Here is a 21555-nt window from a genome sequence, read left to right as displayed (position 1 = left end):
GTCATTTTCCCGTGAAGCAGGGGCCGACCGAAAGGAGCGCCCAAACCTGCGTTCCAAAAGAGTCCAATATCCGGACCTTTTTGAAAAATTGCCGTTGTTCAGCGCGGCGCAAATTCCTAGAGTGTCAACAAACAAACAAAACGCGATGACACGCACAGGAGACTCACCATGAACCGCACCGCGCTCCGCGCCTGCGCCACAGTGGCGCTGACCGTCCTTACCTCGATGGCGCACGCCGCCTGGCCCGACAAACCCGTGAAGATCGTTGTGCCCTACCCGCCCGGCGGGAATGTGGACGTGGCGGCGCGGCTGATCGCGCCGGGGTTGCAGGCGGCGCTGGGACAGCCGTTCATCGTGGAGAACAAGCCGGGCGCGGGCGGCATGATTGCCGGCGAGCAGGTGGCGCGGTCGGAACCGGATGGCTACACGCTGTTCATGGCGGCCAACGGTCCCCTGCTGTTTTCGCCGCTGATCTTCAAGCGCGACGCCTACAAATGGGACCGGGACTTTGCGCCGATCAGTTCGGTGTCCTATACGCCGCTGGTGTTGCAGGTGCGGCCGGAGCTCAAGGCCAAGAATCTGGAAGAGCTGCTGGCGCTGGCCAAGAAGGAGCCGGGCAAGCTGAACATGGCATCGCCCGGCGCGGGGACGACGAATCACCTGGTGAGCGAACTGCTGCAGTCGCTGACCGGGGCGCGCTGGACGACGGCGCAATACAAGGGAAATGCACCCGCGACGACGGATCTGCTGGGCGGCCAGGTGGATTTCAATTTCGACCAGATTTCGGTGGCGTTGCCTTACGTCAAGGAAGGCCGGTTGCGCGCGCTGGCCGTAACCACGGCCAAGCGCGTGCCATCGATGCCGGACGTGCCAACGTTTGCGGAAGCCGGCGTGCCGGGCATGGAAGCGGCGACCTTCACTGGATTGCTGGCCCCGAAGGGCACGCCGCCCGAGGTGCTGAACAAGCTGAGCGAGGCGCTGACCAAGATCCTGGCGCAGCCGACGATCATCCAGCGCTTTGACGATCTGGGCGCACAGGCGCGCGGCAGCTCTCCGGAGGAATTCACGCGCTATCTGGCCGCGGAAGATGCGCGGTGGACGCCGATCATCAAGCGCGCCGGCATCACGGCGAACTGAGCGGCAGCCAGAGCCGACAACTGACCCGACAACTGAGCAGCCAGCCCGGCAGCCCACTGAATCCCGGGGTGCGGCAACGCCGGCCCCCTTCCCCGACACTTCGACTGAGACGGAAAACGCCATGAGCAGACGCAGCATCTATGCCGAAGGCTTCAGCCACAAGAACCCCATTCCCGCCGCCTGCCGGATCGGGCCCATGCTGTACTCCGGCAGCATCCAGGGCACGGACCCCGCGACGGGCGGATATGGCGACTCGCTGGAACGCCAGTGCGAGCTGATGTTCGACCACGTGCGCCGCATCGTGCAGGCAGGCGGCGGCTCGCTCGATCACATCGCCAAGATGACCGTGTGGATGCGAGATCGCAGCCAGCGCGCGGCACTGAACGCGGTGTGGCTGCAAGCCTTTCCGGATGCGCAGAATCGTCCGGCGCGTCACACCATGCAGGCGGACCTGGATGGCGACAAGCTCATCGAGTGCGACTTCGTGGCCGTGATCGAATAAAGGAGCCGGACGATGCCGCAATATCAAGCCTTCAATCCCAACCCGACCGCGCCGGCCTATCGCCTGCCGCCCGGATCGTGCGATAGCCAATTCCACGTGTTCGGCCCCGCCGACCGCTACCCGGTGCGCCCGGGCGCGGCCTATGAGATGCCTAGTGCGACCATCGAGACGGCGCTGGGGCTGCACCGGCTGCTGGGCATCCAGCGCGGCGTGATCGTGCAAGCCACCACGTACGGCGCCGATCACCAGGTGGTGCTGGACGGACTGGCCGCGGCTGGCCCGTCGTATCGCGGCTGCGCAAATGCCGTGGTGCTGGCCGAATGCGACGACGCCTATATCCAGAAGCTGCACGACGCCGGCGTGCGCGGCGCGCGGTTCACGCGCCAGGGGCTGGGCATCAGCATGGCGCCCGAGGTCTTCGACCGCGCCATCGCACGCATCCGCGAGCTGGGCTGGTACGCCAAGTTCCAGCCCGAACCTGACGGAATGATGGCGCAGGCAGCACAGTTCGAGAACCTGGACATCCCTGTGCTGCTGGACCACATGGGCCGGGCGGACCCGGGCGCGGGCGCCGCCGACCCCACGCGACGCTTGCTGGAGTCGCTGCTCTCGCGCGGCAACTTCTGGGTGATGCTGTCGTTGACGGAGAAGATCTCGCGCACGGGCGAGCCCTGGGACGATGTGATCCCGCTGGCTCAGGCGCTGATCGCCGCGAACCCGGACCGCGTGGTGTGGGGCAGCGACTGGCCGCATCCGGTGTCGGTGAAAGCCACGCCCAACGAAGGCCGGCTGCTCGACCAGTTGGCGCGCTATGCCGGCGATCAAGCCACGCTCAGGAAGATCCTGGTCGACAACCCCGCGCACCTTTTTGGATTCGACGAATGAAACTGCTCAGTTTTACGCATGACGGCCAGGCGCGCTTTGGCGCGCTGCGTGGCCAGGACGAGATCGTAGCGCTGGACGGCCACGGCCACGACAGCTTGCAGGCCGCGCTGGAAGCTGGCGATCTGCCTGCGCTGGCGCGCCTGGCCGAGTCGCTGCCCGCGACGCACCGGCTGGATCAGGTGCGTCTGCTGCCGCCCATCCCCGCCCCCGAGAAGATCATCTGCGTGGGCGTGAACTACGGCAAGCGCAACGAGGAATACCAGGACGGCAGCGCGCCGCCGGCCTATCCCAGCGTATTCCCGCGCTTTCCGGGATCTTTCGTGGGACATGGCGAACCCTTGCTGCGCCCGCCGGAGTCCGAACAGCTGGACTACGAGGGCGAGATCGCCGTCGTGATCGGCAAGGCCGGCCGCCGCATTGCCGCAGCGGACGCCTGGAGCCATGTCGCGGGCCTGACGTGCTTGAACGAAGGCACGGTGCGAGATTGGCTCAAGCACGGCAAGTTCAATGTGACCCAGGGCAAGAACTTCGACGCCAGCGGTTCAATGGGACCGTGGCTCGTGACCGCGGATGAGTTCGATCCGGCCGCCCCCCTCACGGTCAGCACGCGCGTGAACGGCGAACTGCGCCAGCAGGACACGACCGAGAACCTGATGTTCCCGTTCGCCGAACTGATCCGCTACATCTCGATCTGGACCACGCTCAAGCCAGGAGACGTGATCTCGACCGGCACGCCGATTGGCGCGGGCGTGCGCTTCACCCCGCCGCGCTTCCTTAAACCCGGCGACGTGGTCGAGGTGGAAGTCGCCGGCATCGGCGTCCTGTCCAATCCCGTGGCCGATGAACCGGCCGTGTCCGCATAAGGAGCCGACATGCTGAATGAAAAAGACCGCGACCGCGCCGCGAGCCTGCTGCTGGAAGCAGAGCGCAGCGGCGTGCCCACCACGCAACTGGACCAGGTCTTTCCGGACATCGAGATCGCGGACGCCTACGCGATCCAGAAGCGCATCATTGACGACAAGCTGGCTGCGGGCGCCAAACTGCGCGGCCACAAAATCGGCCTCACGTCCAAGGCGATGCAAAGCACCGTCGGCATCGACGAACCGGATTACGGACATCTGCTGGACACGATGTTCTATCAGGACGGCGAGACGATCCCGACCGACAAGCTCATCGTGCCGCGCGTCGAGGTGGAGCTGGCGTTCGTACTGGGCAAGCCGCTGCGCGGGCCGGACGTGAGCCTGTTTGACGTACTGGATGCCACGGATTACGTGGTGCCGGCGCTGGAGCTGATCGACGGACGCAGCAAGTATCCGCGCCGTATCGTCGACAACATCGCCGACAACGCCGCATGCGCCGGCATCGTGTTGGGCGGCCGGCCCGTGCGTCCGATGGACGTGGATCTGCGTTGGGTGGGCGCCCTGCTCTTGAAGAACGGCGTGATCGAGGAATCGGGCGTATCCGCCGCGGTCCTGGGGCATCCGGCGCTGGGGATTGCGTGGCTGGCCAACAAGCTGGCCCTGCACGATACGGGCCTGGCTGCGGGGCAGATCGTGCTGGCGGGGTCGTTCACCCGCACGGTCGCAGTCAAGCGGGGCGACACGCTGCATGCCGACTACGGCAAGCTCGGCAGCATTTCGGTGCACTTTTCATAGGACCAGACGTGGAACTTCCCATCAATACGTTCAAGCGCGCGCTGCGCGAACAGCGTCACCAGACGGGGCTTTGGGTCACGCTTGCCCATCCGAACAGCACCGAGCTGGTGGCGGCCAGCGGCTTCGATTGGCTGCTGCTCGACACCGAGCACACGCCGGCGCTGTTGCCCACCGTCATGGCGCAGCTGCAGGCCGCGGCCGCATATGGCAGCCATCCGGTCGTGCGCCCGTCGTGGAACGACAAGGTGCAGATCAAGCAATACCTGGACATTGGCGCGCAGACGCTCTTGCTGCCGTACGTGCAAAATGCGGCGGAAGCCGAAAGCGCCGTGGCCGGCATGCGCTATGCGCCACGCGGCGTGCGCGGCGTAAGCGGCACCATGCGCGCCACGCGTTACGGACGGGTGCCCGACTACATGCGCCGCTGTGAGGAAGAGCTTTGCCTGCTGGTTCAGGCCGAGACCGGCGAAGCCCTGGAGAATCTTGACGCCATCATTGCGGTGGACGGCGTGGACGGCGTGTTCATCGGGCCAGCCGACCTGGCGGCCAGCCTGGGATATCCCGGCGAGCCGCAGCATCCCAACGTGGTGGCGGCCGTTGAACAATCCATCCGCCGGGTGCGGGCGGCGGGCAAGGCGCCGGGCGTGCTGACCACGGATGAGACGTTGGCACGGCGCTACATGGCCGCGGGAAGCCTGTATACGGCGGTGGGCGTGGACGCGGCGATCCTGGCGCGCCACTGCGATCAACTGGCGGCGCGGTTCGCGACCATCGAGCCTGAATAGGGTCGTTTCAATTTCGCGGGCCTCTGGCGTGCCGCGCGCACGCCAATCGCCTGCCCATCAAGCGCCTGCCCGTCAACCGCCTGCCAATCAATCGCTTCCAATCAATCGCCCGAGCTTCGGCGCAGCCGATCCGTCGACTCCTTGTTCAAGCGCTTCGCTTCGTCTTCCGCGTAGCCTTCCTCGCCTGACTCGTACTGACCTTCGTACATGCAGCTGCTGCGCAGCATTCCGCACTCGCCAACGACCGAGGAACAGCCGGCATTCAACGCCGCGAGAAACAACAAGACACTGCAACGGCCTAACGTTTGAATCGACATATCGCTCCTTGAGAATGGGTCTGTAGCGCCGGTCGGTCCGGCGCAGCAATGCCGTTCAGCATGGACGAAGAAACGAGGGTCCGCAACACGTTGCGTATCGAATTGTCTCTGGCCGCAGGCAGGTTAACGGCGCGGCGATTCGCCATCAAAGATGCCGATGACTGCAGCCCATCACCTGCCCTGTCAGCTCGCCAATCAACCGCGCCAGACCTTGCGCGCTTTCCCGGTCCAGCCCTTCACAGCGCACCATTCGAAACCCCATGGCCAGGCTGTAGTGCCAGTCCAGCTCAAGAATTCGGTAGCTGCGTCCGCTCTGTTCGCAGTGCCATTGCGCGGCCGGGTTCTCGTAGGCTTGGCCGATGAAGTCCACATGCGAGTCGGCCGGCATGGGAGCGGCGGGTTCGTTCGATCCCGGGGGGCTGGGTGCGCATAGATTCTCGCCGACCATGACGCGCGGGTTCGCGCCGTCAAACGCCAGCAGCAGGACCGGGAAGTTCCGGGGATCGGCGTCGTAATCGTCCCTGACCGCGGCGCTGAGGTAGGGCCGGGCCGCCGGACCGAGACAATACTGGACGCTATGCCAAGCCGCGTCGGCTTCGTCGAAGCTGTCGCGGCTGGCGCTGTAGGGGATGTTGTCGCCTTGCGGGGGCAGGACGTAACCGCCTTCCAGCAGCCGCGCTTGCAGGGCGGGCCAGTCGGGCGGCGCCAGATGAAAATCACGGGGGAAGATGAATTGATGGTGTTCAGACATGACCGGTCATCCAGGCGCTGGGAGGGATGGCGCGAAACCGGATGAGGACCGATTCACGCCAAAGCGACGAAGCCGCAGTATTACAGAAACTGCGCGCGCCACGGCGTGTTCGTCATCACTTGACCGCCGCGTTTCCCCCGTCGGCGAACAGTGCGGAGCCGGTGACGAAGCTTGCCATCGGGCTGGCCAGGAACAAGGCGGCCGACGCAATTTCTTCTGGCCGCGCAATCCGCTTCATGGCGTGTAATCCCGCCGCCCATTCCTTTTGCGCAGCGTCTCCGGCCATCGCCGTGTCCACACCGCCCGGCATCAGCGCATTTGCCCGGATGCCTTTGCCGCCGTAGTCCGCGGCGATGGCCTTGACCAGCCCCATCAGCCCCGCCTTGGCCGCGCCGTACGCCGCCATGCCGGGCAATCCGGCGCTGGTGCCCACGAAGCTGGACGTGAAGATGATGGCGCCACCGCCTCGGGCCAGCATGGCCGGGATCTGATGGGCGCTGCCAAGGAAGGCAGCGGTGAGATTCACGTCGATCGTGGCTTGCCAATCGGCAAAGCTGATGTCGGCCAGCGGGCCGATCGGGCCGGTGGCGCCGGCGTTGTTGAAGGCGATGTCCAGGCCGCCGAAGGCGTCATTCGCCTCGGCAATCAACCGCGCGTGCGTGTCGGGCTGGCTGGCGTCGCCCGCGACGGTACGCACCCGCCCGCCCCGGTCGCGGATGCTGGCGGCCACGGCGTCCAGGGCCGCCTCGCCTCGGGCATTGAGCACGACGTCGGCACCTTCGGCACTGAATAGCAATGCGGCGGCGCGGCCGATGCCGGACGATGCGCCGGTGATTAGGGCGACCTTTCCTTGCAAGAGGGGCATGATGTTTGTCCTGAGCGAATAGCGTGCCGCCATTGTCGGAACCGTGCGCCGCAGCGGCTATCCGGTTTTTGCGCTCTCCTGTTTGCAGGTGGGTGCGCGCGCCCTGAAAAAGGCGCACAATAATCCGCGTTGCCCGCCTGAGATCGCACCCCCCTGCCGGGCCCAACACCGCATGTTGAATTCCCGGCTTTCGACAGGCCGAACGAAAGGAGCGACCTCATGCGCGCTTTCGTACAGAAGCCCAAAGCGGCTTTTCACCCCGCACCGGCCGAACGGCGCGCACGAACCGCAGCGGCGCATCCCCCCGATGCCCGCCTTGCCATGTCACGGTCAGGCGATGCATCGGAGCAGGAAGCGCAGCGGGCGTCCGAACAGGTGATGCGCTTCCCACGGCTCGACCCCGCGCAGGGCTTTTCGCCGATCCCCCTGCACCCCGTCGACCTGCGCAACGCGGCATCGATGACCGACCCGTTGCCGCTTGCCAACGTGCTGGCGGCCGGCGGCCATCCCCTCGACGCCGATACCCGCGCATTCATGGAGCCGCGATTCCAGAAAGATTTCAGCAACGTCCGGCTGCATTCGGACGCGCGGGCTGGCGCATCAGCCCGCGCCGTCCAAGCCCGCGCATTCACCGTCGGCCATCACATCGTCCTAGGACCAGGCGAGTACGCGCCCGGCACCGCCGCGGGCCAAGCGCTGTTGGCGCACGAACTCGCGCATGTGGTCCAGCAGTCGTCGATCAGCGCGCACGGCCCTCGCCTGTTGCAGCGCGAGCCCAGCGGGCCGACGTACGGCAATCTGCCGCGGGACGCGCCCGCGTTCGGGTCGTCGCGCAACGTCATCAAGCTGCAGAACGTAAACGGCACCTGGCGCGAGGTCGGCGGAAAATACGGCAGGACGGCGCGTGGAAATTATGACTTTGTCATCAAGGACGGCGAAATCTACGCGGTCAAAGCCAAGAACACGATGAACCCGCTAGGCCACACCGAGGCGGCGCGCGGCGGGCGCGTAAATTGGGCGGGACAGGTGGAATTCGAGGCGGGCAAGGTCAAATCCTGGAACGACGGATCGGGTCACTACCGGTCGTTGTCCAGCATGCGTGAGCCCGCTGTGCAGGCCGGATTGCCCGACGAAAAGTTCATCCAGCATCCCGAAACCGCCGTGCGGCCTCGCCCCAAATCGTCCTTGCCGCAACTGCCTGTCGAACAGCCCGCCACCAAGCCTCGCGTGCCCGGCGAAGCGCCGAAGGTCGGCTCGGGACCGCCCCGCATGGCGGAATTGGAAGCGCGGTATGGAAAGGCGCCCACCGCGGTGCCCGCCACCGCCGCCAGTACGGTCGTGGCCGAGGAAGCCGGTTCACTTCTGAAGGTTTCGGGCCGTACCGCTTCGGCGCTCGGCAAGATCGGCAGCGCCGCGGGCTGGGTCGCCGACTTCCTGATGCCGGGGCCGCAGGACGCGATCATGCTGATGGTGCAGTTCGCTATGACGTATGCCGAGGCGCAGGAAGCGGCGCGCGCGGAAGGGATGCGCACGGGCTTTGGCCATGGTCTGGCAGCCGGGTTGCTGCGGTTGAGCCGCAGCTGGATACGCGAGAACCTGGCGCCGAAAGTCATCAGCCGCAGCGTCGCGAGCGAGGTGGCAGCCACCACCGGGTATCGAGAGAAAGGGGTGGTGCAAGGGCTGGTGGCGGGCATTTCGTTTGCCGAGCGGCTTAATGCCGATCAACGCAAGGCGATGCTGAAGGAAGGCACGCGCGCCATGCGCGCCAAAGGCGACGATGTGACCCTGCGTGCGCGCTGGGAGCGCGGTTATACCGCCTACGACATCATCGACCTGTCCGTGGCGCTGGCGCCGCGCATCGATGAAATCCTGGAGGAAGCGCGCAAGAACGAGGAGCTGCGCCAGGCTGCCGAGAACTGGGAAAAACTGAAGAAATATGGCCCGCTGATGCCTTTGGCGCCCTTGTTCGAGCAATAGCGGCTGTGGCATATTTCCCGTGCCCAGCCCGCCCGGTTTCCCTTCATGCGCACCCCACCCGATCCCTTCGCCCCACCCCGCAAGCAGCGCGCCGCGAAAACCAATTCGCTGCTCTGGATCCTGGAGCCCTTGGCGCGCGACGCCGGCTACATGCATCGCAAGATGTTCGGCGCCGACGCAGCCTACCTGGACGGCTTGCTGTATCTGATCGTCGCCGACCGCGACGATCCCTGGAACGGGGTGATGGTCAGCACGTCGCAGGACCGCCACGCGGCGCTGCTGGCGGACATTCCCGAGCTGCTGCCGCATCCGGTGCTGGGCAAGTGGCTGTATCTGCCGCAGTCGAGCGAATCCTTCGAATCGACCGCGGCCACGCTGGCGGCGTTGGCGCTGGCGCGGGATCCGCGGATGGGGGTGGCGCCCAAACCCAGGGCGCGGCGCAGCAAGGCGCGCACCATCGGCCAGTAAACCCCCCCGGCACCCGCGCCACGCGCCGCGGGTCAGTCACCCACCCGCACCACCAGCTTCCCGAAGTTCTTTCCTTCAAGCAGACCGATCAGCGCTTCGGGCGCCTGTTCCAGCCCGTCGACAACATCCTCACGCCAGCGCAGCTTGCCTTCGCGGATCCACTGCCCTGCCACGCGCAGGAATTCGTCTTCCTGTTCCTTCGGAAAATCGAACACGATAAACCCTTGCATCGTGATGCGGCGCGACAGGATCTCGCGCATGGTGGCGGGCAGGCGGTCCGGGCCGCGGCGGTCCGCGGGGCTATCGTTGTAGTTGGCGATCAGGCCGCACACCGGCACCCGGGCAAAATCGTTCAGCAGCGGAAGCACGGCGTCCCACACATGGCCGCTGACGTTTTCGAAGTAGACGTCGATGCCGTCGGGGCAGGCCTCGACCAGCTTCTGCGCAAAGTCGGGCGCGTGGTGATCCACGACCACGTCAAAGCCCAGTTCCTCTTTGACGAACGCGCACTTTTCGGGCCCGCCCGCGATGCCCACGACGCGCGCGCCCTTGATCCGCGCGATCTGGCCAACCACCGAGCCCACGGCGCCGCTAGCAGCCGCAACGACCACGGTTTCGCCCGGTTTGGGCTGGCCGATGTTGAGCAGCCCGACGTACGCCGTGAGGCCGGGCATGCCCAGCACGCCCAGCGCCGTCGACGGCGGCGCAATCTCCGGATCAAGGCGGCGCAGACCGCTGCCGTCGGACAGCGCGTAGCGTTGCCAGCCGGCAGACGACAGCACGATGTCGCCCTCACGCCAGTCGGGATGGCGGGACGTCTTTACCCGGGCAACGGTGCCGCCGACCATGACGTCTCCGATTTGCATGGGCTCGGCGTAGGATTTTTCGTCGCTGACGCGCCAGCGCATGTATGGGTCCAGCGACAGGGTCTGGACTTCCAGCAGCACCTGGCCGTCGGCCGGTTCGGGAATGGGCGCGCGCTCGACGCGGAAATCACTGGCCTTGGGGCGGCCAACCGGCCGGGATGCGAGGACGACGCGCAGGTTCTGGGGGTGTGTCATGGATGGCTCCTTGAGTTGAGTCGGACATTTCGCGACAAGGGTCATCCTAGGTACGCCGCAGAGTTACAGATAGACTAATAGCTCGTAAACCAGATTTCATGGATTGATAATGTCAGCCGACTTCGACCCCGCCCTGCTCCGCACCTTTGTCGCGGTCTGCCGATACGGCAGCCTGAGCCGCGCCGCCGAAATATCGGGCCGCGCGCAGTCGGCGCTTAGCACGCAGATCCGCCGGCTGGAGGACATGGTCGGCAAGCGGCTGCTGCATCGCACCGGCCGCGGCATGGCCCCCACCACCGAGGGCGAGTTGCTGCTGAGCTACGCCAACCGGATCCTTGCGCTGGGCGAGGCGGCCGCGGCGCGGCTGCGCGAACGGGCGGTGGCGGGCAGCGTGCGCATCGGGCTGTCCGAGGACGTGGCGGTGGCCGCGTTGCCGGCGGCGCTGGGGCGGCTGCGGCGCGCGTGCCCCAACCTGCATCTGGAGGTTGTCATCGACGACGGCGAGCGGCTGGCCGCGCGCTGGCAGGACGGCACGCTGGACGTGGCCGTGGGCGCCTGCGTGGGATTCACCGAAGAACCCATCGATACGTGGACGGTGGATTTGCACTGGGCCTGCGGGATCGACGAAACCCTGGACCCGGACCAGCCGCTTGACGTGATCGTGTACGCCGAGCCGTGCTCATGGCGCCGGCTGGCGTTCGACGCGCTGACGGCGTCGGGGCGCGATTTCCGGGTGTCGCTGACCAGCCACAACGTGGGCGCCACGATCGCCGCCGTCGAGAACGGCCTGGGCGTGGCCTTGCTGACGACCGAGTGCCTGCGGCCCGACACCATGCGCGTGATTTCCATCGGGGACGAAGGCGCGCTGCCGCTGACCGCGCAATTCGGCTTGTACGCGGCGCACCGTCTGAACGAAAGCGGTCAGGCCGCCGTAACGCTGTTGCGTGAAAGCCTGCGGGGGTGGACTGCACAGGCCATGCCGCGAGAGGCCGTGCTGCTTACCGCCTGAGCCGCCAGACACGCGCCAGATTTGTTACTCCTGGCCGCCGCCTCCCGGTGCCACACTATTCCCGTACCCGCGCCGCTCGCTTGGCGCCTTTGGCACCGAACCCCTCAGGAGGATCCAGTCATGACCACGCCCCCCGAATCCCCCGGCAATGGCGCCCGCCCCGCCATGCTGACGCCCCCGGTCGTTTCCGGCAAAGACTGGGAAGCCGCCCGCCAGCAACTGCTCATCAAGGAAAAGGCCCACACCCGCGCCCGCGACGCGCTCGCTGCGGAGCGCCGCCGCATGCCCTGGACGCCGGTGGACAAGGAATATGTTTTTGAAGGCCCGACGGGCAAGGTGACGCTGCGCGACCTGTTCGACGGCCGCCGGCAGCTCATCGTCTATCGCGCGTTTCACGAGCCGGCGGTGTTCGGATGGCCGGATCATGCGTGCCGCGGCTGCTCGATGGTGGCGGACCAGGTGGCCCACCTTTCGCACCTGAATGCCCGCGACACGACGCTGGTCTTCGTGTCGCGCGCGCCGCAGGCGGACATCGACCGGCTGAAGGCGCGCATGGGCTGGACGATGCCGTGGTTCACGCTGACCGACAGTTTCGACGCCGATTTCGGCGTGGACGAATGGCACGGCACCAACGTGTTCTTTCGCGACGGCGACCGCATCTATCGCACGTACTTCCTGAACAACCGGGGCGACGAGCAAATGGGCGGCACGTGGAACTACCTGGACATCACGCCGCTGGGGCGACAGGAAACCTGGGAGGATTCTCCGGCCGGCTATCCGCAGACGCCGCCCTACAAATGGTGGAACTGGCACGACAGCTACGCACCGGACGCGCCGCCAGACCAGAAATGGGTCGAGGTGTCCGACGCGGGCGAAAAGGCGTTTCGCAATCACTGCGACCCGAAGTAGCCTGCGTCACGGCAAGCGGCTGTTTTAAGATACGCGCTGGCAAATTCCGCAGCGCGCCTCATGAACATCGATACTGGTTCCCGCAATCGTCGCCAGCGTTTCCGAGTCAGCCTGCATGCCGGGTGAACTGGCTGACTGGAAAAGCGCCTTCCAGCCTTGCCGCATTCCCGCGATTGCCGCACTTGTGCTCCTGGGCATTGCCATCTACTGCTTCAATGCGGCAAAGGACATCCGCCTGCCCTATGACCCCGCCAAGCTGAACACGATCCAGCTTCGTGTCGACAAGGTCGCCAGCTGCGATGCCCAGGCGCGCATACGCGGACGGTTGGAGCGTTACACCGTGCCTTGCGTCTATTCGGGCAACTATCCCTACATGGTGTTCAAGTTCTTCAAGGCGACCTACAACGTCCGGTACACCGAGGGCGAGCACGTCGAATTCATGGTGCTTGAAGACCAACAGCAGCTTACCGACGGCACGATTGCGCGCCAATACAACATGGCCATTCCCGTGCGGGTCTATGGCGTGCGCAAGAACGGCGAAACGCTGGTCGATGCCAAGCAGATCCATGACGAAAGCCATTCGCGCAAAGTGCAATTCAACATGAACGGTTGGATCGCGTTGGTGCTGGCTGGCTGGGCGGCGGTGATTACCTTCAGGCGGGCCCGAAAGATCCTGAACGAAGCAATGTGGTGACGCTCAGGCGCGCTGGCTGGCCCCATCCAGAACGCGGGTCCAGGCCTGCGTCAACGTCAGCGCGTCTGCTTCGGTCACGTACTGCGGCGCCCCCCGCGCCATGGCGGCAAACAGCAACGCATCGCAAGCGGCTTGCCACAACGGGTTCAACACCTGTTCGGTCTCGCCATCTTCCTCGACCAGGATGAAGGCGCCGCCGCCATCCACTTGTTCGGCGCGCTTGCGCAACTGGTCATGGATCAGCAGAAAGCCCGCATGGACCGGCGAACGCGCCTTGTCGTCCCGCCGCGCGGCGGCCAGCGTGCCGCGCCAGTCGTCCTCGCCGTTCGAGGTTGGCTCGCCGCCCTGTTGGGACCAACGCATCCAGGCCCGGCTGTACGCCCGCCAGGCGTCTTCAGGCAGGTTGTCCGCCAACGCCTGCGCCTGGCTGCGCGACAACGTCCCGATCTGGTCAACGATCTCCAGCACGCCCTCGCCTTTCGGCCCGAACAGGGCGGAGAGCGGCAATTCTTCCAGCAAAGCAATTGCACTGGCGCGCCAATAGCCGGGCTGGGCGACCAGATCGGACATGTCGCCCTGCTTTTCGACCCGCACGCGCCACAGCCGGCCCGGCCAGCGGCTTCCGATGACGATGGAGTCAAGCGTCTGGTCCACCACGATCCATGGCGGAACGGGCTTGACGAGCGACACGCGGTCCGCGGATCGAATCAGCTTGAATGCGGGATCGGGAAGATCGAACCAGTACCCGACAGGCATTGCCTGACGCACCGGCGCAAGCCCGCTTTCCGTCACGTCGCCGCCGCAATGCCGGCACACGCGCGCCTCGCGCAGGATGGGCTTGCCGCAGTGCAGGCAATCGACGTGCGATGACAGAATCGGCTGGCCGGCCAGCGGCGAACGATTGGCGATGTTTGCCAGAAAAACGGCCGCCACCGGCGGACTGATCAGACAAGCCAACACCGTCCACCCCACCCCATTGCGGCCACGCTTACGCGCCATGAAACCAACCACGATGGCCAGCGCGATCCAGAGAAAGATGATGAATAGCATGGCGCGAAGTTAACCGTGGAGAGCTTCGGTCTTGAGCCACCGGGATTCAGCTGGCCACAGGCATCGGGGACCCGCAAATAAAAGCCCCGGCTCAAGGCCGGGGTGGGATCAGGTCTTAAATGATGGGTCGTAGGCTTGCGCACATTGGAAGCCATCACCAACCTTGAAGGGATTCTATGCTTTCCCGTCGGGCACGGTCAAACCACGGCGGCAGTTTTTCCATTCAAGGCGCGGCAACATGCCCCAAACACTGCAATACCGTCCCCTTCTGATCGAAGCGCTCATCAGCAACGAGCGCATCAGCAGCTATCAGAACGTATTTCTTCCCGGCAACGATGTGGAACTGATGGGCGTGTACTTATGGAACGGCTTCGTCTGCGGCGCGCTTTACCCTCTGATGGCCGCCGTGGAAATCACCTTGCGCAACGCGATCGACCAAGCGCTCGTCGCCGACATGGGCCGGTTCTGGTGGGCGGGTGGCAAGCTGCGGTACCGCACATTCGCGCCCGGCGCCGACGCGCCGCATCCAGTGCAGGCGGTGCGCGAAAACTTCGCCAAAGCGACTCGCAGCCATGCTGCCGAACAGCGCCGCCGCCACGCCGTGCGCGGCAACGTAATGCCGCAACATCACGGCATTATTGCGAAGACGGAATTCTCGACCTGGGAGTTTTTGCTGGACGCGGAGTTCATGGGCCGCGGAATGATCTGGCCGAAGCACTTGTCGGCGGTATTCCGCGGCCCGTGGCCGGTGCATCGCGCCGCAGCGATGCTGGCCCATGCGCATGATCTGGTCGCGACCTTGCGTGACTTCCGCAACCGCCTTTTCCACCATGAACCGGCATGGAAGCGATACGGCGTGTTGAGCGAACCGGATGCCCTACAGCACCTTCGAGAAAAAATCGGCAAGGTGGAAAGCCTGCTGGCGTTGATCCACCCGGAAAACCTGCGGCTGTTGCAAGCCAATGGCCTGCTGCGGGACGCGCATCGCGCCTGCTCGTCAGCGGAGATTCGGCGCTTTCAGCACCTTGCCCGAACCCATCAGGTCAATTCGATGGATGACTTGACCGCTCTGGCCGCTTGTTGCGCGCGGGAGAACACCATCCTGGCCGCACAAATACCGCAGCGGCCACAGCAACGATTTTTGATTCGCTCGCCTTGAGCGCGCGAGCAGCCGAGGCGGCTTTCCTAACAAGCGGACATTTTTGTCCTCGCAAGATCGCCCCCATCGCCTGCGCGCGCAAGCCGGAGTAATCTCCAGCCAGGAGATGATTCGAAGTGCACCGTGGTCCCCTACAAAAAGGAAGCGCAAATGCTTGATATCAATTCAAAATTCCGCAGAACCGCCGTGGCGGCCGTCACATTCGGCATGGCCGGACTGCTCTTTGCGGGTTGCACCACGACAGACTCGCGCGCCACGGCAACCGCCGCTGAAAAGCGTCAAGAGTTGGATACCGCTGCGGCGGCGACGCTGTCCAAGCTCTATGAGTCCGCGCCGCAGTCCACGCAGTTGGTGGAACGTGCCCGCGGCGTGCTGGTGTTTCCGGCTGTGTTGAGCGCCAGCTTCATCGTCGGCGCCCAGCATGGCTCGGGCGTGCTGCAGGTCGGCGGGCAGGACAAGGGCTACTACAGCATCACGGGCGGCTCCATCGGCTTTCAGGCGGGCGCGCAGTCCAAGGCGATGGTGCTGCTCTTCATGACGGACGACGCGCTGGCGAAGTTCCGCGCCAGCAGCGGCTGGACCATCGGCGCGGACGCCACCGTCGCCGTGGCCAACGTGGGCGTGAACGGCAGCATCGATTCCTATACCGCGCAGCAGCCCATCGTGGGGTTCGTGATGAACAACGGCGGCCTGATGGCGGGCGTCTCGGTGGACGGCAGCAAGATTTCGCCGCTGCTGCTGTAGGACAAAACGGCCGGTGCGCACATCGCGCGCCGGCTCAATCTTTACAAGGAGATCACGCGTGATTACCGCAGAGGACAAGAAGCACCTTTCACGCTGCGTCGAGCTGGCCCGGCAGGCGCTCGATGCGGGAGACCAGCCGTTTGGGTCGGTGCTGGTGTCGGGCGACGGACGGGTGCTGTTTGAAGACCATAACCATGTCTCCAGCGGCGACCGCACGCAGCATCCGGAATTCGAGATCGCGCGCTGGGCGGCCAACAACGTGCCGCCCGCGGACCGCGCGGCCTGCACGGTGTACACGTCCGGCGAGCATTGCGCCATGTGTTCGGCGGCGCACGGCTGGGTGGGACTCGGCCGGATCGTGTACGCCGTGTCGTCCGCCCAGTACGCCGAATGGATGCGCGAATGGGGCGTACCGCCCTCGCCCGTGCGGTCCCTGCCCATCTCCGAGGTGGTCAGCGGGATCGAGGCGGAGGGGCCGGTCCCGGAATTCGTGGAACCCGTGCGATTGCTCCACGAAGAGAACGTGCGGCGGCGAGCCTGAGGGGATCGCACGGGCGAGACGGTGAAGCATTCTGTTTTCCGCCTAACGAATGGATACAGACACGCTAAACACCGCAATTATTTGCGCGCACGGGCGTGATAAGTTGGCGCCCGTGCCGTAATCGGGGTCAGGTTTGTACGGCACATCCCTTTCCTCTCTTGATACAGACCATGCACACTCACGTTGCCCGCGCCTCGGGAATCAAACGCAAGTCCGGTAATCTGCTTCTTGCTCTGGGAATGGCCTTCGCAGCCGCCGCTCCCGCCTTCGCGCAGAAGGATCCCGGCGCGGCCATCCTGCCTCCGCGCGCCAATTCGGGCAGCCAGGCGCCGGCGCCGCAGCAGGCCCCCGCTGCGCAACCCCAGGTTCAACAGGCGCCCGCCCGTCAAGCGCCCGCGCAACAGGCCCCCGCCGGCGGCGCCCTTGCGCCGGTGCAAAAAACACAGATCAACGACCAGGCCGCTTACGAGCGGCTGCTGAACAACAGCGGCGTGACGCTGCAATGGCTGTGGTCCGCCAAGCGCGGCAAGATGAACGCGATCGACGACAACGATGTGGTGCGTCTTGACGGCACGCAGGCCAACCATGAAGGCACCTTGAAGGTCAAAGGCGAGGTCGTCTCCATTGGCCGCGACAGCTTCGTGCTGCGCGGCACGATCCTGATCCTGGACGCGCCCGACAAGGGCCGCCGCTGCGAGCGTACCGGCGACTACGAATTCAAGGCGACCGGCAAGCGCAAATACTGGCGTCTGCAGCAGATGGAAGCGTGCGGCGGCCTGACCGATTACGTCGACATCTACTACTGATCCACAAGAAGCGACCCGCCGCCCCCATGCCCCCGACCGCGATCAAATGGCTGGCCAGCATTGTCCTGGGTCTGCTGATCGGCAGCGCCAGTTTTGGCGTCACCAATCCGCTGCTGCAAGCCCTGTTCGGCCTGAACCAGCCCGCCGGCGGCGCCTACGTGCCGCTGGACGACACCGCGCTGCAGCGGATGCAGATCGCCAGCGCCGTGCTTTACGCGGTGATCGCGGTGATTGCCGCCGTATTGCTGGCGCGGATCGGGAATTTGCGCCGGCTGATCGGCTGGGGCTGCCTTGCTCTAGGCGTGACGCTGCTGCTGACCGTGCCGATTGCGCTATTGCAGATGGACCCGGCCATGCACACCGGCGGCGGCGCGGACGCGCGGGATGCAAACACCGCGCTGTTCTTCTTCCTGCTCATCTTTGGCCTGCCGTATCTGGGCGGCGGCTTGTTGCTGACGATCGGCGGCGCGGTGCTGATTCGCAAGAATCGGGATAAGCCCGCGTAAGCCGTAACTCTTTCACCCCTCTACCCAGCTTGCGGCGCAGCAACGTCCGCAATGTCGCGCCGTCCTCATAGCCCACCTCTGTGGCAATCGCATCGATGTTCAGGTGGCTGGTTCGCAGCAGATGGACCGCCCGCTCGACGCGCAAGTCCTGGAAGTAAGACAGCGGCGACTTGCCCAGCACCGCCTCGATACGGCGTTGCAACGTGCGGGTACTGGTCGCAAGCGCGTCCGCGGCGTCGGCCACAGAGAACCCCTGCGCCAATCGTTGGCGGGCCCAACGCTCGAAACGCTCGACCAGCGGGTCGGCGCGCGCGAGGTGATCGGGGATCATGTACGGCGCCTGCGACGGCCGCGCGTCCACGAGCAGATAACGCACGACCACGGCGGCCAGCGCCGGACTGGCCTGGCCCACCAGCCACAGGGCCAGATCCAGATGACCCATCGCCGCGCCCGCGGTCGTGAAGCTGCCGGACGGCACCATCATACGTGCGCTGTCCAGTTCAATTTCCGGATACCGCTGGCGAAACAGCGGCGCCAGCCACCATGACGTCGTAGCCTCGTGTCCATCGAGCAACCCGGATTCGGCCAGCACGAAGGTGCCAATACACGCGGCCGCGATTCTGGCGCCGCCAGCATGGGAATCCCGCAGCACCCCTTGCGCGTCCTTGACGTCCCGGCGCTCCAGCGCCGGCAGCAGTTGCTCCGGCATCTTGGTGGCGATGGCTGGCAGCACGACCCAATCGGGATTGCCCATTGCGCTGACAGGCTTGACCGGAACGCGCATGCCTAGACCCGTGCGCACCTCGCTCCGCACACCGATGATGTCGATGTCAAACCGCGGCCCTTCGCCGGGCTGTTGGAGGTCGGCCAGCTCGTTGGCCGTCGTGAATGCGTCCAGGATGGCCGACAGCCCTGTGTCGAAGCAGCCCTCCAGCGCCAGCACGGAAATCTTCATGGCGGAAACAACTCCAAAAATGTCATTTGCGACCATAGAACGGCGCCCCGTTCCTGTCTACATTGGCCCCACGCGCCCTTGGCGCGGATCAATGGGAGCCCGCATGGACCAACAAGCACACAGTCTGGACAACCCGATCTGGACGGCCCTCGTCACGGAGCAGGCGCATCTGAGCACCGGCGAGCACCTTGCCCGCCGCTATCACCCAAATGTCGCGCCGTTTGCCGCGATGGCGTCCGATGACTCACCCGAGGCATGGGCGGCGCTTGCACAGCTTTTGCCGCCGGGCGAGCAGGTGGCGCTGCTTTCGTTCGACCCGCTCAAGCCCCCCGCCCGGCTTCGCGCCAATCCGGTCGGCGTGATCCATCAGATGGTTGCGACGCGGCGCGGGCCCTGTGTCGCCGACACCGCCGACATGGTCGCGCTCACCGCGGCCGATGCTGCCGAGATGCAGGCGCTGGCCGCCAAAACCAAGCCGGGTCCGTTCTGCCCGCGCACCCACGAGATGGGCCGCTACATCGGAATTCGATGGCAAGGCCGCCTCGTCGCGATGGCGGGCGAACGGATGCGCCCGGCCGGCCACATCGAGATCAGCGCCGTCTGTGTCGACGAGCAATGGCGTGGCAAGGGACTGGCCCAACGGCTGGTGCAAAACCTGCAAGCGCTGATCTGGCGGCAGGGCCAATCGCCGTTCCTGCACGTGCTTGGCCAGAACGCCGGTGCGATTGCGTTGTATGAGCGCCTGGGGTTTCGGCTGCGGCAGCGATTTCATTTGACGATGGTGGGACGCGCACCGGTAGACGGTGACCAGAATTAGAACGGCATCTGCGTTAGAACATTGCAGTCTGAAACGTTTAGCCGCCTTTCGTCAAAATGACCCCTTGAAGGACCCCGGTACAATCCCCGCGCTCTCCCCTATTTCTTTCCCCGGCTGTCCCATCCCCATGTCCAATCTCATCGTCCACGGCGGCACGCCCTTGCGCGGCCGCGTCGTCCCCTCGGCCAACAAGAACGCGGTGCTGCCGATCCTGTGCGCCACGCTGCTGACCGACCAGCCGTTGCGGCTGCACGGGGTGCCGGACATCACCGACGTGCGCAAGATCCTGGATATCTTTCGCACGTTGGGCAGCGACGTGCGGTTGGACGATGCGACGCGCACGCTGGAACTGCATCACAAGAACACCGTGTTCGACGCGGCGGCGCACCGGCTGCCGGAGGAGATGCGTTCGTCGATCATGCTGGTGCCGCCGCTCCTGGCCCGCTTTGGCGTGGCGCGGCTGGAAGACAACGTCAAGGGATGCACGCTGGGGGTGCGCGAGATCGATCCGCACGTGGACATCTTCCGCTCGTTCGGCGGCGAGGTGGAGCGCGCCAGCGGATCGCTGCTGGTGCGCGCGGGCGGCCCGCTCAAGCCCACGCATCACTGGCTGGACTACGCGTCGGTGACCACGACCGAGAATTTCGTGTTGTGCGCCGCCGCCGCAGAAGGCGAGTCGTCGTTGACGAATGCGGCGTCCGAGCCGCACGTGCAGGAGTTCTGCCGCTTCATGGCCATGATGGGGGCCGACATCGACGGCATCGGCACGTCGCGGCTGGTGGTGCGCGGCGGCAAGCGCCTGGGCGGCGGCGAGTTCACGTTCGAAGAGGACTTCCACGAAATCACCACGTTCCTCGCGCTGGGCGCGATCACCGGCGGCGACGTGGTGGTGCGCAACCGCACGCCGGGCAACTTCCCGCTGATCGACCGCACGTTCGCCAAGTTCGGCGTGCGGATCGAACACAAGGACGGCTGGTCGCGCGCGCTGCGCGAGGGTCCGCTGAAGGTGCAGACGCCGTTCACCAGCAACGTGCTGACCAAGGTGGAAGCGGCGCCCTGGCCGTACTTTCCGGTGGACCTGCTGCCGATCTTCATTGCGCTGGGCGTATGCGCCGAGGGCAATGCGATGTTCTGGAACAAGGTCTACGACGGCGCGCTGGGCTGGACGGGCGAACTGTCCAAGTTCGGCGCGCATGTGTTCTCGTCAGACCCGCACCGCGTGGTGACCTTCGGCGGCAATCCGCTGACGCCGGGCGTGGTCGAAAGCCCCTACATCATCCGCGTGGCGATCGCGCTGTTCATGGTGGCCAGCAGCATCAAGGGCCGTTCCGAGATCCGCAATGCCACGCCGATCCGCCGGGCGCACCCGCGCTTTGTCGAAAACCTGCGCAGCCTGGGCGTGCAGGTCGAGTGGGCGAACGACGAGTAAACAGACAGCCCGGTCAACTTGCCGGCGGCGCCGCAACTGCCGGCGCCGGCGCGATCGGGGTCAGGCCGAATCGCTTCATCGTTTCCATCATCCGGGCTTTGTCCGGCGGGCCGCCGCCATTGATCAGCGCTGCCATCTCGCGGAAATAATCCGCGCTGATTTCAGGCGTGTTCATGACCAACGCCCGGGCCATGACGCTGTGCGGATTGCTGAACGCGTGGGCCACGCCGGTGGGCGTGGTCATCGAGTCGCCCGGCCCCAAGTCCCGCGTTTGCCCGCCGACCGTAAAGCGCAGCGTCCCCTCCAGCACGTAGATCAGCTCTTCATTGTCGTGACTGTGGGGCGGCGGCACGTTCGAGCCCGGCGGCACCCGCAATTCGAACGCCCCCATGTGGTTGCCTTGCCCGCTTGGCTGAAGATAGCGAATCTCCAGTTGGCCTATCCGGATCACTTCGTCTGCATCGAATACGGCGTCTTCGTTCATGGCATACTCCGCGTAAAGTTCCTTTACTTTGCAGTGTACAAATTTTTTA

At 65.4% G+C, this 21555-nt stretch carries 25 protein-coding genes; 18 read left to right on the top strand and 7 right to left on the bottom strand.

The features are described 5' to 3' along the window. Nucleotides 1-168 precede the first annotated feature (168 nt). The 6 genes from FBY20_RS23405 (at nt 169) to FBY20_RS23380 (ending at nt 4964) form a co-directional block, all read left to right on the top strand. Entirely contained in the window at nt 169-1137 is a 969-nt protein-coding gene (locus FBY20_RS23405; protein ID WP_062841059.1) for a tripartite tricarboxylate transporter substrate binding protein, read from the top strand. A gap of 121 nt (nt 1138-1258) precedes the next feature. Then, complete coding sequence (locus FBY20_RS23400; RefSeq protein ID WP_056319137.1) at nt 1259-1639, top strand: RidA family protein; 381 nt, start codon at nt 1259-1261, stop codon at nt 1637-1639. Between the two features lie 12 nt (nt 1640-1651). Continuing rightward, entirely contained in the window at nt 1652-2524 is an 873-nt protein-coding gene (locus FBY20_RS23395) for an amidohydrolase (protein WP_142054853.1), read from the top strand. Continuing rightward, nucleotides 2521-3387, top strand: coding sequence for a fumarylacetoacetate hydrolase family protein (locus FBY20_RS23390; RefSeq protein ID WP_142054851.1), 867 nt, complete (start codon nt 2521-2523; stop codon nt 3385-3387). Before FBY20_RS23395 ends, FBY20_RS23390 begins: the two co-directional genes overlap by 4 nt. 9 nt (nt 3388-3396) lie before the next feature. After that, nucleotides 3397-4179 (top strand): 2-oxo-hept-4-ene-1,7-dioate hydratase, encoded by a 783-nt coding sequence (gene hpaH / locus FBY20_RS23385; RefSeq protein ID WP_056319129.1) that lies wholly within the window; start codon nt 3397-3399, stop codon nt 4177-4179. 8 nt (nt 4180-4187) lie between these two features. Then, nucleotides 4188-4964 (top strand): aldolase/citrate lyase family protein, encoded by a 777-nt coding sequence (locus tag FBY20_RS23380; protein ID WP_142054849.1) that lies wholly within the window; start codon nt 4188-4190, stop codon nt 4962-4964. A 101-nt stretch (nt 4965-5065) separates the two neighbouring features. Here the strand turns inward: FBY20_RS23380 and FBY20_RS23375 are convergent, their stop codons facing one another. The 3 genes from FBY20_RS23375 to FBY20_RS23365 form a co-directional block, all read right to left on the bottom strand. Continuing rightward, nucleotides 5066-5281 (bottom strand): hypothetical protein, encoded by a 216-nt coding sequence (locus tag FBY20_RS23375; protein ID WP_056319125.1) that lies wholly within the window; start codon nt 5279-5281, stop codon nt 5066-5068. 145 nt (nt 5282-5426) lie between these two features. After that, complete coding sequence (locus tag FBY20_RS23370; RefSeq protein ID WP_142054847.1) at nt 5427-6032, bottom strand: hypothetical protein; 606 nt, start codon at nt 6030-6032, stop codon at nt 5427-5429. A 115-nt stretch (nt 6033-6147) separates the two neighbouring features. Further along, nucleotides 6148-6897: an SDR family oxidoreductase gene (locus FBY20_RS23365; RefSeq protein WP_142054845.1), complete on the bottom strand. Its 750-nt coding sequence runs from the start codon at nt 6895-6897 to the stop codon at nt 6148-6150. Nucleotides 6898-7116: 219 nt separating this feature from the next. Between FBY20_RS23365 and FBY20_RS23360 the strand changes: the two genes are divergently transcribed. Both FBY20_RS23360 and FBY20_RS23355 read left to right on the top strand, forming a co-directional pair. After that, entirely contained in the window at nt 7117-8874 is a 1758-nt protein-coding gene (locus FBY20_RS23360; RefSeq protein WP_255452459.1) for a DUF4157 domain-containing protein, read from the top strand. A gap of 45 nt (nt 8875-8919) precedes the next feature. Beyond that, entirely contained in the window at nt 8920-9342 is a 423-nt protein-coding gene (locus FBY20_RS23355) for a hypothetical protein (protein ID WP_056319114.1), read from the top strand. 32 nt (nt 9343-9374) lie between these two features. On the opposite strand, the gene FBY20_RS23350 is transcribed toward FBY20_RS23355, so the two are convergent. Then, on the bottom strand, nt 9375-10403 hold the full coding sequence (locus FBY20_RS23350; protein ID WP_142054843.1) for an NADP-dependent oxidoreductase: 1029 nt from the start codon (nt 10401-10403) through the stop codon (nt 9375-9377). A 109-nt stretch (nt 10404-10512) separates the two neighbouring features. Between FBY20_RS23350 and FBY20_RS23345 the strand changes: the two genes are divergently transcribed. The 3 genes from FBY20_RS23345 to FBY20_RS23335 all read left to right on the top strand — a co-directional run bounded on the left by FBY20_RS23345 (nt 10513) and on the right by FBY20_RS23335 (nt 13015). Then, complete coding sequence (locus tag FBY20_RS23345; RefSeq protein WP_142054841.1) at nt 10513-11412, top strand: LysR family transcriptional regulator; 900 nt, start codon at nt 10513-10515, stop codon at nt 11410-11412. 120 nt (nt 11413-11532) lie between these two features. Beyond that, complete coding sequence (locus FBY20_RS23340) at nt 11533-12321, top strand: DUF899 domain-containing protein (protein WP_142054839.1); 789 nt, start codon at nt 11533-11535, stop codon at nt 12319-12321. Between the two features lie 115 nt (nt 12322-12436). Then, nucleotides 12437-13015 (top strand): hypothetical protein, encoded by a 579-nt coding sequence (locus FBY20_RS23335; protein WP_056319104.1) that lies wholly within the window; start codon nt 12437-12439, stop codon nt 13013-13015. A 3-nt stretch (nt 13016-13018) separates the two neighbouring features. Here FBY20_RS23335 and FBY20_RS23330 read toward each other — a convergent pair whose 3' ends face one another. Beyond that, nucleotides 13019-14065 (bottom strand): hypothetical protein, encoded by a 1047-nt coding sequence (locus tag FBY20_RS23330; RefSeq protein WP_255452458.1) that lies wholly within the window; start codon nt 14063-14065, stop codon nt 13019-13021. A 238-nt stretch (nt 14066-14303) separates the two neighbouring features. On the opposite strand from FBY20_RS23330, the gene FBY20_RS23325 reads away from it, so the two are divergent. From FBY20_RS23325 to FBY20_RS23305, 5 genes are all read left to right on the top strand, one after another. Beyond that, entirely contained in the window at nt 14304-15224 is a 921-nt protein-coding gene (locus FBY20_RS23325) for a CAAX protease (protein ID WP_142054837.1), read from the top strand. A 150-nt stretch (nt 15225-15374) separates the two neighbouring features. Then, nucleotides 15375-15968 carry a YSC84-related protein gene (locus tag FBY20_RS23320; protein WP_142054835.1) on the top strand — a complete coding sequence of 198 codons (594 nt, stop codon included), beginning with the start codon at nt 15375-15377 and terminating at the stop codon, nt 15966-15968. Nucleotides 15969-16026: 58 nt separating this feature from the next. After that, the gene (locus tag FBY20_RS23315) at nt 16027-16509 is read left to right on the top strand and encodes a nucleoside deaminase (RefSeq protein ID WP_142054833.1); all 483 of its coding nucleotides are present in this window, start codon (nt 16027-16029) and stop codon (nt 16507-16509) included. 170 nt (nt 16510-16679) lie between these two features. Then, nucleotides 16680-17315 carry a hypothetical protein gene (locus FBY20_RS23310; protein WP_142054831.1) on the top strand — a complete coding sequence of 212 codons (636 nt, stop codon included), beginning with the start codon at nt 16680-16682 and terminating at the stop codon, nt 17313-17315. A 26-nt stretch (nt 17316-17341) separates the two neighbouring features. Then, on the top strand, nt 17342-17821 hold the full coding sequence (locus FBY20_RS23305) for a hypothetical protein (protein ID WP_142054829.1): 480 nt from the start codon (nt 17342-17344) through the stop codon (nt 17819-17821). On the opposite strand, the gene FBY20_RS23300 is transcribed toward FBY20_RS23305, so the two are convergent. Continuing rightward, a complete protein-coding gene (locus tag FBY20_RS23300) occupies nt 17730-18776 on the bottom strand; it encodes a GlxA family transcriptional regulator (RefSeq protein ID WP_142054828.1) in 1047 nt (348 codons plus the stop codon). The genes FBY20_RS23305 and FBY20_RS23300 overlap by 92 nt on opposite strands. A 91-nt stretch (nt 18777-18867) precedes the next feature. On the opposite strand from FBY20_RS23300, the gene FBY20_RS23295 reads away from it, so the two are divergent. Both FBY20_RS23295 and FBY20_RS23290 read left to right on the top strand, forming a co-directional pair. Next, complete coding sequence (locus tag FBY20_RS23295) at nt 18868-19593, top strand: GNAT family N-acetyltransferase (RefSeq protein WP_255452457.1); 726 nt, start codon at nt 18868-18870, stop codon at nt 19591-19593. 127 nt (nt 19594-19720) lie between these two features. Next, nucleotides 19721-21022 carry a UDP-N-acetylglucosamine 1-carboxyvinyltransferase gene (locus tag FBY20_RS23290; RefSeq protein WP_142054826.1) on the top strand — a complete coding sequence of 434 codons (1302 nt, stop codon included), beginning with the start codon at nt 19721-19723 and terminating at the stop codon, nt 21020-21022. 13 nt (nt 21023-21035) lie between these two features. Here the strand turns inward: FBY20_RS23290 and FBY20_RS23285 are convergent, their stop codons facing one another. Next, entirely contained in the window at nt 21036-21506 is a 471-nt protein-coding gene (locus tag FBY20_RS23285) for a cupin domain-containing protein (protein ID WP_062841081.1), read from the bottom strand. Nucleotides 21507-21555 lie beyond the last annotated feature (49 nt).

The sequence above is a fragment of the Achromobacter sp. SLBN-14 genome (genome assembly GCF_006715415.1).
Lineage (GTDB): Bacteria > Pseudomonadota > Gammaproteobacteria > Burkholderiales > Burkholderiaceae_B > Achromobacter > Achromobacter mucicolens.
This window is presented reverse-complemented; position numbering and strand designations above follow the sequence as displayed.

Excerpts from the sequence above, each read along its gene's own strand:
- FBY20_RS23405 (WP_062841059.1), top strand. The coding sequence starts at position 169 with ATGAACCGCACCGCGCTCCGCGCCTGCGCCACAGTGGCGCTGACCGTC.
- FBY20_RS23400 (WP_056319137.1), top strand. The coding sequence starts at position 1,259 with ATGAGCAGACGCAGCATCTATGCCGAAGGCTTCAGCCACAAGAACCCC.
- FBY20_RS23395 (WP_142054853.1), top strand. The coding sequence starts at position 1,652 with ATGCCGCAATATCAAGCCTTCAATCCCAACCCGACCGCGCCGGCCTAT.
- FBY20_RS23390 (WP_142054851.1), top strand. The coding sequence starts at position 2,521 with ATGAAACTGCTCAGTTTTACGCATGACGGCCAGGCGCGCTTTGGCGCG.
- hpaH (WP_056319129.1), top strand. The coding sequence starts at position 3,397 with ATGCTGAATGAAAAAGACCGCGACCGCGCCGCGAGCCTGCTGCTGGAA.
- FBY20_RS23375 (WP_056319125.1), bottom strand. The coding sequence starts at position 5,281 with ATGTCGATTCAAACGTTAGGCCGTTGCAGTGTCTTGTTGTTTCTCGCG.
- FBY20_RS23370 (WP_142054847.1), bottom strand. The coding sequence starts at position 6,032 with ATGTCTGAACACCATCAATTCATCTTCCCCCGTGATTTTCATCTGGCG.
- FBY20_RS23365 (WP_142054845.1), bottom strand. The coding sequence starts at position 6,897 with ATGCCCCTCTTGCAAGGAAAGGTCGCCCTAATCACCGGCGCATCGTCC.
- FBY20_RS23360 (WP_255452459.1), top strand. The coding sequence starts at position 7,117 with ATGCGCGCTTTCGTACAGAAGCCCAAAGCGGCTTTTCACCCCGCACCG.
- FBY20_RS23355 (WP_056319114.1), top strand. The coding sequence starts at position 8,920 with ATGCGCACCCCACCCGATCCCTTCGCCCCACCCCGCAAGCAGCGCGCC.
- FBY20_RS23350 (WP_142054843.1), bottom strand. The coding sequence starts at position 10,403 with ATGACACACCCCCAGAACCTGCGCGTCGTCCTCGCATCCCGGCCGGTT.
- FBY20_RS23345 (WP_142054841.1), top strand. The coding sequence starts at position 10,513 with ATGTCAGCCGACTTCGACCCCGCCCTGCTCCGCACCTTTGTCGCGGTC.
- FBY20_RS23340 (WP_142054839.1), top strand. The coding sequence starts at position 11,533 with ATGACCACGCCCCCCGAATCCCCCGGCAATGGCGCCCGCCCCGCCATG.
- FBY20_RS23335 (WP_056319104.1), top strand. The coding sequence starts at position 12,437 with ATGCCGGGTGAACTGGCTGACTGGAAAAGCGCCTTCCAGCCTTGCCGC.
- FBY20_RS23330 (WP_255452458.1), bottom strand. The coding sequence starts at position 14,065 with ATGCTATTCATCATCTTTCTCTGGATCGCGCTGGCCATCGTGGTTGGT.
- FBY20_RS23325 (WP_142054837.1), top strand. The coding sequence starts at position 14,304 with ATGCCCCAAACACTGCAATACCGTCCCCTTCTGATCGAAGCGCTCATC.
- FBY20_RS23320 (WP_142054835.1), top strand. The coding sequence starts at position 15,375 with ATGCTTGATATCAATTCAAAATTCCGCAGAACCGCCGTGGCGGCCGTC.
- FBY20_RS23310 (WP_142054831.1), top strand. The coding sequence starts at position 16,680 with ATGCACACTCACGTTGCCCGCGCCTCGGGAATCAAACGCAAGTCCGGT.
- FBY20_RS23305 (WP_142054829.1), top strand. The coding sequence starts at position 17,342 with ATGCCCCCGACCGCGATCAAATGGCTGGCCAGCATTGTCCTGGGTCTG.
- FBY20_RS23300 (WP_142054828.1), bottom strand. The coding sequence starts at position 18,776 with ATGAAGATTTCCGTGCTGGCGCTGGAGGGCTGCTTCGACACAGGGCTG.
- FBY20_RS23295 (WP_255452457.1), top strand. The coding sequence starts at position 18,868 with ATGGGAGCCCGCATGGACCAACAAGCACACAGTCTGGACAACCCGATC.
- FBY20_RS23290 (WP_142054826.1), top strand. The coding sequence starts at position 19,721 with ATGTCCAATCTCATCGTCCACGGCGGCACGCCCTTGCGCGGCCGCGTC.
- FBY20_RS23285 (WP_062841081.1), bottom strand. The coding sequence starts at position 21,506 with ATGAACGAAGACGCCGTATTCGATGCAGACGAAGTGATCCGGATAGGC.